This window comes from Marivirga sp. (assembly GCF_024636815.1).
Classification (GTDB): domain Bacteria; phylum Bacteroidota; class Bacteroidia; order Cytophagales; family Cyclobacteriaceae; genus Marivirga.
Map to the genome: position 1 here is coordinate 1 of NZ_JAGXGF010000115.1, position 10,440 is coordinate 10,440.

At 36.9% G+C, this 10,440-nt stretch carries 5 protein-coding genes; 2 read left to right on the forward strand and 3 right to left on the reverse strand.

Going from position 1 to position 10,440, the window contains the following annotated elements; translation table 11 throughout:
- The 3 genes from Q0L29_RS08900 to Q0L29_RS08910 form a co-directional block, all read right to left on the reverse strand.
- The coding region (locus Q0L29_RS08900) for a hypothetical protein (protein WP_296620943.1) at window positions 1-188 on the reverse strand (188 nt) is incomplete at its 3' end.
- A gap of 628 nt (window positions 189-816) precedes the next feature.
- A complete protein-coding gene (locus Q0L29_RS08905) occupies window positions 817-1,005 on the reverse strand; it encodes a hypothetical protein (RefSeq protein WP_296620944.1) in 189 nt (62 codons plus the stop codon).
- A 33-nt stretch (window positions 1,006-1,038) separates the two neighbouring features.
- The gene (locus Q0L29_RS08910) at window positions 1,039-7,449 is read right to left on the reverse strand and encodes a T9SS type A sorting domain-containing protein (RefSeq protein WP_296620946.1); all 6,411 of its coding nucleotides are present in this window, start codon (window positions 7,447-7,449) and stop codon (window positions 1,039-1,041) included.
- 486 nt (window positions 7,450-7,935) lie between these two features.
- On the opposite strand from Q0L29_RS08910, the gene fahA reads away from it, so the two are divergent.
- Window positions 7,936-9,210, forward strand: coding sequence for a fumarylacetoacetase (gene fahA, locus Q0L29_RS08915; protein WP_296620947.1), 1,275 nt, complete (start codon window positions 7,936-7,938; stop codon window positions 9,208-9,210).
- A 430-nt stretch (window positions 9,211-9,640) separates the two neighbouring features.
- A partial coding sequence (locus Q0L29_RS08920) for a class I tRNA ligase family protein (RefSeq protein WP_296620949.1) occupies window positions 9,641-10,440 on the forward strand: 800 nt, incomplete at its 3' end.

The window sequence follows — 10,440 nt, forward strand, 5'->3', positions numbered from 1 at the left end:
ATAGGAAAAGCTTTTCCATATAATCCAATATACTGCGTTATCTTCCCTCGATATAGCCCGCTATATCTTCTCAAAGACGCCTTGTCTATTGAATTATATGAAAATCTGAATTTACAAATTAGAGTCGAACTCAGGTTATTAAGAATTAGAAATCTCTTGTTTTCTTCGGTAAAAATATAACAGTGCATTTAATTGATTTAAAGACTCTATACCATTCTTTATAGAGGCCCTATGAGCCAAATTAAGCGTTTAATTTCCTTTTTTTGTGTTTTGGTGCTAGCTTAATCATTCATACTTTTTCCATTGATGAAAAAATATGTCAGCCAGAGGCTGACCAGCTAATGGCTGGTAAAAAATCTAGGTAAAATGATGCTACTACCCACAATTGCCAACGCTGGCCCTCCATTTTACCCTCCTGCCCACTTTTTCGCTCAAGGCGAAATTGGGGGAGTTAGCCATTAATAAACTCATCAAGTAAATTAGGACTTATTATACCCCTATTTAAAAGGTCTTTCACTAGCTTTTAGATACTATCTATACCTTAAATAATTATGATGTCCCAGAGAGGAAAATAGTGGTAATATTATTATTTTCTATTGAAGTAAATCTGTGATATTGTCCCCTTGAGGGGACTTCAGGGGTGTTATTTGAGGGATTATAGGGGTGTCAAGTTAAGAGAAGAATAGGTAGCTATATTGTAGAAAAAAGAAGGGGAGAAAAAACTAAGTTCCCAGAAATAAAAAAACCTTTCCCAAAGATCAAATCAATGGAAAAGGTCTCACTATTAAGTATCAGAAATCTTATTCGAATTGAATTCTATTTCTTCTTTTTATCGTATATCTTTTTTGCTCCAAAAGCAGCACCTGCAGCAATTAAATATTCAATTCCTGTGATGGGTACTGGGTTATCAGCCTCAGGATCAGTTGGAGTACCAGGCTGAGCATTTAAAATATTTATTCCAATAAATAAAAAAAAGGTTAAGGTTAATAATATTTTATTTTTCATTTCTTCCCTATTCTATAATCAAGCCAAAATTGATTATTGCTTGACAATTCTTTTTGTAACACTTCCCTTACCAGACTCAAATTGCATTAGGTAAGTTCCTTTAGAAAATTTACTCATATCAATTATTGATTGACTTGATTCTAAGACGAAACTATCAATAAACTTCCCAGAAAGTGTAAAAATAGTAACATTTACTGAATTTATATCATTTAATTCTATAAACATTTGATCCTCAACAGGATTAGGATATAAATTCAGCGCGGCTTGTAAAGCTTTGTTTGCATTTAATACTTCCTCATTAAAGGTAAAGGCATCACTTAAAGCACTACAATTAGCTTTAGTAACTTCAACGGAATAATCACCAGATTGATTTGCTACCACAACTTTTGCGGTTTCACCACTTAAAATTTCGCCATTCAAATACCATTGATAGCTGTCGCCTTCAATAGAACTTTCTAATACATTTGCTGAAGCTAAAATCCCCGGCTTAGCCAAATCAGTGACCTCTATGGTGAAATTGATGGTATTGACACTACATCCATTTTCCGGAATTCCGGTTAAAGTATAAGTAGTAGTTTCCGTTGGCGTTAGACTTAATGATGTTGCGACCGCATCCTGAACTAGCTCCTCCCCCACAAATAATTGATAACTACTCATTGTAGCATTTGCAGATAAATCAATTGTTAAACTCTCATTTAAACAAATGTTTTGATTATCAATTTGTGCAATTTCTACCACATCAATTTTCTCAAATGTAACTGATTGAATAGCGCTAGTCGTTCCACAATTATCATCACTTATATCGATGTTCAATACATTACTACCGATTGTAAACTGATCGGAAGCTAAACTAAACATCAAACTATTAGCAGAGGTTGCAGTTTGTGTAGCTATTACATTTCCTCCATCCATTAATTGATAAGTTTTTCCTTCTTGCGCATTGGTAATTTCAATATTTACTTGAGCATCACCTGTACAGATATCAGGAGAAATTACAGTCAAATCAGGATTAATTGATTCGAATAAAGTCACCGTAAGGGTTCCTGCTGCATCTACTATACCACAACCGTCTGATTCAATTTGAAAGTTGAAAGTATTAAGTCCTTCTGTCAGTTGACCATTTGCATTAGCAAAAAGAAGTTGTCCATCTGTAGTGGCTTGAATACTTTCCACCAAACTAGCTCCTTGATATAGTCTATAAATTTTACCTGCTTGTGCATTACTAATCCCTACAGAAGCTTCAGTAGCATTACAAACATTTGTTGAAATATATTCTAAATTAGAATTGATTGAATCATATACACTAAATACCGCCTTATTGGCTGATAATACAGCGCCACAAATTTGACCTTCAATTTGAATATCTAGTTCATTTACTCCTGTTGATAATTGATTTGAATTTAAGTTAAAAATCAATTCGCCATCAACATTAGCAGTTAAGCTAGTAATGTTAACTCCTGCTGATTGTAAGGTATAAGTTTTGCCAGCTTGAGCATTTTGAATAATGATAGAAGTATTGGCATCACCACAAGTATTTTCAGTAATCAAACTCAAATTAGTATTGATATTTTCTTCTACTTGAATTTGTACAGGATTAGGGAACTCATATTCAGCGCATTGTCCATATTGAGCTAATATCGTAAACTCATTGACGCCTACCGTTAAATTAGCCTCAGGAATATTGACAATTTGCTCAGTGCTATCTGCCGTAATACTATTTACTAAGGTAGTTCCTTTGAATATTTGATAAACTACTCCAGCTTGACCATTAAAGCTTATAGTAGAAGCTGTTGCCAAACACGTATTCTCTGATGAAAATGCGATTGAACTATCAATAGTTGGGTTCTGGACTTCTATCTGCAAGTTTTGCGTTAGAGTACCGTTTTGACACCCATCTTTTTCTGCAGCAATTACAAACTCATTCAATCCATCATTTAGATCGGTTGAAGAAATAAAGCCTTCATAGATATTTCCGGTTGCCTGAATAGTTTGTATAGTATCCTGGCCGTTTAAAATATAGTAATTGGCCCCTATCTGTGTAGATAAGCTAAAAGGTGCTTGAGTATCTACATTGCAAATCAATGATCCATCCACTACATTATCTAAGGTTAAAGCTTCATTAACTTGAATTTGAGCATTACCAACAGACACTGTATCACAACCAGATACATATCCTTGAATTACAAAATCATTAACATCATCAATCAAAATATCATTAGAGATCTCAATTCCAAGATCAGCACCTGAACCTGCAACGGAAGAAATTATTTCATTATTTTTCAGAACAATATAATTAACAAAGGATTGAGAATTTTCAATCGTTATTAGTGCATTTTGCTCTGGGCAAATATCTTCTGCTACAGTAACCACCTGACTAGGCTGATTTGAACTGAGAATTAACTCAAATCTAGCATCATTCTTTGAGGCTGCATCAGTATTGACTTGAAAATCGTAAATAGTAGAATTGGTCACTTTAACAGTTTGGCCTAGATAATGATCCATCAAAACAAAAGACTGAGAAGGCAAATGATCGAGATCTCTGAACAAAAGTTTGTAATCTCTTCCATTTACCATTTGCTCCATTTTAAAGTTTATCGATCTGCTACAACTCTCTGTATTGTATAAAGAAGCTAACCTATTTACCTTAACAGCCTTTCCATCGGCAGTTAAAGTGGAAAATGTTTCTTTAGCGTTTAACAATCTATCTGCATCATAAGCTGCTTCATAATTATCAGTTGCATTTTCATTAAAGCTTACTATAGCAATATCATCTATGGTGTCTTTTCTAAGAATGATTTCAAATCGCTCTAATGGACTATCAGAGGTACGATAAAAAGTAGGAGTGCTTCCAGTTACTTTTGTTGCCTCAGTGGCAGTAATAGTCCCTGCTGCATCAACCTTTACAAAAAACCCTTGACCTTGTGGGATCAACTGCTGTGTAGTACCATCCAAAGCAATATATTGTCCACTTTGAGGATCGTACAAATGGGCAGTTCCAGCATTTATGTCTGCCCGTCCCCATTGTGACCAGTCAGAAGCTGATGGATAAGGATTTGCAATAGTATGCCAGCCAGCATCGGGTTCAGTACCTGTATAGGTCAAACTTCTACTGAAGCCACCAGCTTTAATAGCACCTCTACCATTAATAGTTAAAGGAGCTAAACCTGTAAAAGTAAATAAATGATAGCCTTCACCATTTGCAAAATCAGTTGTATTCGTAGAAGGAGGAAAAGCAGAATATCTCGCACCCAATGCTCCTCCTAAACTTTCATTATATCTATACAAAGAAGGATTGTTTGGATTAATGGATCCATCCCCTACATAGCCACTGGCACCTGTAAATGTACCGTTAATTGGAAGTTCATTTTGAATATCGGCAACTGTTACCCCAGTAGAAGGAAAGCCTACAATATGATAGCCTCTATCTAAAGTTTGATCACGTCTTACAATATATCTTTCAGCCGTAATATTGCCTGAAACTGTTGCAGTGCCGATATTACCAATAGCCGCATCTTGACCAGGTATTGATTTTAAAGTAAATACGCCTGCTCCTCCTCCGTCAAAATCAACAGTTGGACTGCCAGTGAAGGACATTATATTTTCTAAGTTTACTGTGCCATTTACACTGACATTACCATTCTCTATCGATAAATCATAGAAAGAAGTAGTAGCCGTACCACTAATTGCTGTTGCGTTAGTGGTAAATCTTACTTGGCCATCATTGTGAACAAAAGTCCCATTGTTTTCAAAATTATTAGTTATTTCTAAAGATGTAGGAGCATTTAAGGTTCCATCAACTTGGACATTCGCAAAAGTTGGTACAGTGCCCGTAATAGAGGTAGAGCCTCCAAAAACTACATTCCCACCATTGGCATTAAAAGTACCGCTATTTGAGAAGGCTCCATCTATACGTAAATTAGCAGCACTATTTGCTACTACAGAAGATCCCGTATTAAGTGTGATATTATTCACCCTAATAGCATTGGTACCCAAAAGATTGGATGTGCCTGCAAAAGTGATAGTCCCTGCAGTAGTATTTAAAATACCGTTATTGGTTATATCACCCTGAACAGTCAAATTACTAGCCGGATTAAACTCACCACTTACAGTAATATTACCGAAACTTGGATTTACGGAACCTGTTAAGTTGGTAATACCGCTAAAGGTCAATAGAGAAGAAGTAAGCGTAGACTGCGCGTTTGATACAAAATTTCCTTTTAAGTCAATGGCAGCAGTTCCTGCATTAAAACCTCCATTACTCAAAGTTAATATGCCATTGATAGTGGTATTAGCTGCCACCGATAAAGTAGCTGTGCCTCGCTTAGTAAGATTGTTTAAAGTAGTCGTAGCTGTGGGTAATTCAGGACCAGTACTAATAGCTGTACTAATATTATAAACTAAATCATAAGATCCCGTAGAAGTCAGCGGTTGTGAAAAGGTTCCGGTTTCTCTTCTTTCTACATAACCACCAGCATTAACAGATACTGACCCACCATTATATGAAAAATCACCTGAAAAGGCATTCAGGGTATCTGCATTAATTTCAGAAGCAGCTGTTTCAAATATAGCACTAGCTCTGTCCAGCGTAATCTTTCTCACGTTTCCGGTAAATGCAACTGTACCTGGCAAAGAACCAGAACCTGTAATTAGTAAAGCTGAGGTTGCATCAGGTATTATGGTTCCTCCCGATTGAGCAAAAGGGCCATTAATATTGAAAACATTTCCGTTTAAAATAAAGTCCCCTGCTGATTGCGTAAATGTTCCACGCGTAGTAAGCGGACCTCCCAATGTAACTGAACCAGTAGAAGTTCTATTGATGGTGAAATCACCTAATTCTGTAGTACCTACAAATCCTAAAGTACCGAATGCTCCGGTCCCTCCAATTGACAGATTAGAAGTAGAACCTCCAGACAATCCTCCATTAGTAGTGGAAACATTTCCATCTAAAGTTAATGTATTGGCTCCAATATTTAAAGTACCAGCAGTTAGCGTTAAGATTTGGAGTGATGAAATAGTAAGGTTAGAAGCCATATTTACGCCACCACCTGTATTATTGATAGTTAAGCTTACCCCTGAAGCAGGAAAACCTCCTCCTAAACTTTGAGCAACTGTTCCATCATACCCTATGGTGGCTCCAGTATTAAAAGTTCTAGTTCCAGTAACTCTAATTGCACCTGTTGTGTTGCCAGTTGTAATACCATCTGCATTGGCTGTAATCAAAGTAGAACCAGCACCGATTTCAAAAGTACCAGATCCTGTTAAGGCATAGGTAGATAAATCTAATGTTGAAGAGTTATTTATAGAAAAATTAATTGTATTAGAAAAACCAGCTCCGGTATTAGTAAAATTTTGAAGTACTCCCCCACTAAATATAATAGAATTAGTTCCTGTTCCTGTTTCTGTAATTGATCCTGCAACTATATTTAAATCACCGTCCAAATCAAATGTAGTTCCAGAAGAACCAATTGTTAAATTCACTCCATTACTTACAGTGTTAACGTTGAAATTACCAGTAACATTAATATTTACAGGCTGCGACTCTGTTGATTCTAATAAAGCTGAATTTGTAATATTAAAATTACCAGAAACATTCCAAGTCATAGACTTACCCGAATATGTACAACCTACATAAGTGTTCGCTCCATCTAGATTAACATTTCCTCCTACATTTAATGTTAAAGCCTGAGTAATATCCGTTAAATAAAGTATAATACCCCCTGTATTATATATATTGAAATTACCATTAGCAGTTGTTACGAAGCCATCCATATCAAACCACCCCTGTCCACCAGCGGTTAAATTGGGAGTATTCCATTCAAAATTGCCAAAAGGTTGAGACCAATTTCCAGTAATACTCAAGATAGTTAATGAAGTGTATCCTGTAACTTTTACTGTTGAATTCACATCCCATGATGCTGATGGAACGGTCCCTTCAGTTGTTGTAAATTGATGATCGTAAACGGAACCTGATTCAAAAAATAAGTTAGCTGAAGAAAAATTGGTTACAGAACCTTGATTTTCGAAAACACCTAAAACCCTAACTTGCCCAGCTGGTCCTCCTTTTCCTCCAGTACCAGTTTTAAAAGTTCCTAAATTTGTTAAAGTACCACCACTATTAACTGTTAAATCATCACCAGAACCATCATTAATTGTTAATGAAATTCCACTAGCAACTGTTATTTGCCCACCGTTATTGATAGTGATCTGATCAACAGTGACAGCTGCCGTGACAGTAACATTGTGAGAATTCAATATTGAAACAACACCATTAGCACTTGTTGGCGTATTAGCCATATTCACCCAAGCAGCTCCATCCCACTCTTCCCAGGTATTAGAATCATTCCAGCTCCCTGTTTGACGAGTTTGGAAATCACCAATACTCTGCCCAAACCCTACACTAACAACCCCAACAAAAAACAATATCGAAAGTAAAAATCTTTTCATATGACATTTTATTAAAATCAGCTGTATATAATCTTCTTACACTAGCAGCCTCAATTATACTAACTTCAAAATTACAAATATAATTACATAAAAGGTAAGCAACTAACTACAAAATCTTACATTTAATCGAAAAATACTTAAAAATTGGTATTCCTTATGTACAAATCTATCACTAGACGTTCGAAACTGTGAAAGGGTTGGAATGGTTCATGCTTTAAGTGTAGAGGTTTTTAGGTGTTGAGGTGTTGAGGGCAAAGTAACAGACAGAGCTAATAAGCAAACAAGCTTGCCTCTATTCTCACATCACAATCACGCTTCCTAAAAATGCCCGACCTTCGGTACAGACATGGCTTCGTGCTTCAAGCTTCCAACTTCGAGCAAACGTCCCACCCAACATCCATCATCCAACACAAACTTTTCCAGTCTGCACAAATTTTCAGATATTAGCAGATCAAATCAAAGAAGGACTAAAAACAGACTTAAAACATGACCTATAAAGCAAACAATCCAGCATTAAAAAGCTGGGTAGCAATAGCTGAAGATTCAGATTTCCCTATTCAAAACCTTCCTTATGGGATTTTCTCCACTAAAGGTAAATCACCACGAGCCGGAGTTGCCATAGGGGATTACATTTTAGATTTGACTGAGGTACAATCTGCTCAATTGTTTAAGGAAATTAATCTTCCTGAGAGAATCTTTGACCATCCGATCTTGAATGATTTTATGGATTTGGGTAAGGAAGTTACGGTTCCTGTCCGAGAAAGAATTTCTGAACTCTTACAAGACGACAATCAGGAGCTTCAAGGCAATGATCAATTAAAAGAACATGCTTTAATTCCGCAGAAAGAAGCAACTATGCATTTGCCTATACGAATAGGCGATTATACAGACTTCTACTCTTCTGAATCGCATGCCACCAATGTAGGGACTATGTTCCGTGATCCTGATAATGCTTTATTGCCCAACTGGAAACATATCCCTGTTGGCTATCACGGTAGAGCATCTTCCATTGTAATTTCAGGAACTCCTTTACACAGACCAAAAGGACAAACCATAGCACCAGATGCAAAAAACCCTGATTTTGGCCCTGCTAAACTGGTGGATTTCGAGTTAGAAATGGCTTTTATTACGTGTGGCGGAAATACCTTAGGAGATGCTATCCCAACGAAAGAGGCAGAAAACTACATTTTCGGTTTTACGCTATTTAATGACTGGTCGGCAAGAGATATTCAAAAATGGGAATATGTTCCATTAGGGCCATTCTTGGCCAAGAATTTCGGCTCTTCTATGTCGCCCTGGATCGTTACCATGGAAGCTTTGGAACCTTTCAAAGTTGCCGGGCCAAAACAAGAACCGGAAGTATTGCCTTATTTGAAATTCTCTGGTGATTACCATTTCGATATTGATTTGCAAGTGGGCATTCAGCCAAAAGATTCAGAAGAGAAAGTGGTCACCAATTCCAATTTCAAGCATATGTACTGGAATGTGGTACAGCAATTATCGCATCACACGGTAAACGGATGCAATATCAATACTGGAGATGTTTATGCTTCCGGAACTATTAGTGGGAATGATCCATCAGCTTATGGCTCTATGTTGGAATTAAGCTGGAAAGGAACTAAGCCTGTTCAAATGCCGGATGGAACTGAAAGAAAATTCATCAATGATCATGATACTGTGATCATGCGTGGCCATGGTGAAAAAGATGGGGTTAGAATTGGCTTCGGTGAGGTTAGAACTGAGCTACTTCCAACAAAATAACAGCCAGTTTAACCACAAAGTTGCACTGAGACTTACACTAAGAAAACAGAGAAAAGCCTAAGGCTTTGGATTAACCGCAAAGTCACGAAGACGCAAAGTTAAAAAATAAGAAAAAGAATTTTCGAATCATTGTCTTCCGAAAAGCTAGTTATCAGGAATTTAATTTCTTTCATTTTATATTTCTTACAGTCTTCGCGCCTCCCGACTTACAGTGCGGGACAGGTTATGCGGTTAGTTAAATTTCAGCTTTAGCTGAATAGCTTTGTGTTTCTTTGTGACTTAGTGGTTAATAAACTTCAGCTTTAGCTGAAACCCTTTTCCTTTTTGCGGTTAGTTTCAGCTTTTTTATTTCTTATTGCTACAATAAAAAGCCTTGAATTACTTAATTTTGCGAGCAAATATCATTTTTGAATAAATTTTAATTACATATATGTCACTGGCAACAAAATACAATCCTTCGGATATTGAAGATAAATGGTACAAACATTGGATGGAGCAGAAGTTCTTCGCTTCCAAGCCCGATCCAAAAAAGGAGCCTTATACCATAGTAATCCCACCTCCTAACGTAACCGGAGTATTGCATATGGGGCATATGATGAATAATACCATACAGGATGTATTGATCCGTAGAGCCAGAATGCAAGGTAAAGAAGCTTGCTGGGTGCCTGGTATGGACCATGCTTCCATTGCCACTGAAGCGAAAGTCGTAAACATGCTGAAGGAAAAGGGCATCAATAAAAATGAAATCAGCCGTGATGAATTCATGAAGCACGCCTGGGAATGGAAAGAAAAATACGGTGGAATCATATTACAGCAGCTGAAAAAATTAGGCGCTTCCTGCGACTGGGACAGAGAACGCTTCACTATGGAAGAGGATATGTCTGCAGCCGTTATTGAGGTTTTTGTGGATCTACACAAAAAAGGATATATCTACAGAGGAACCCGTATGGTCAATTGGGATCCGGAAGGAAAAACTGCCTTGGCTGATGATGAAGTAAACTTCAAAGAAGTTCAAGGTAAAATGTATCACATCAGATACAAAATTGAAGGAAGTGACGAACATTTAGTAATTGCCACTACCCGACCTGAAACTATTATGGCGGATGCAGCTATCTGTATCAATCCAAATGATGAGCGTTTCCAACATCTGAAAGGCAAAAAGGCTATTATTCCATTAATTGATAAAGCCATTCCAATTATTGAGGATGATTATGTGGATATGGAATTTGG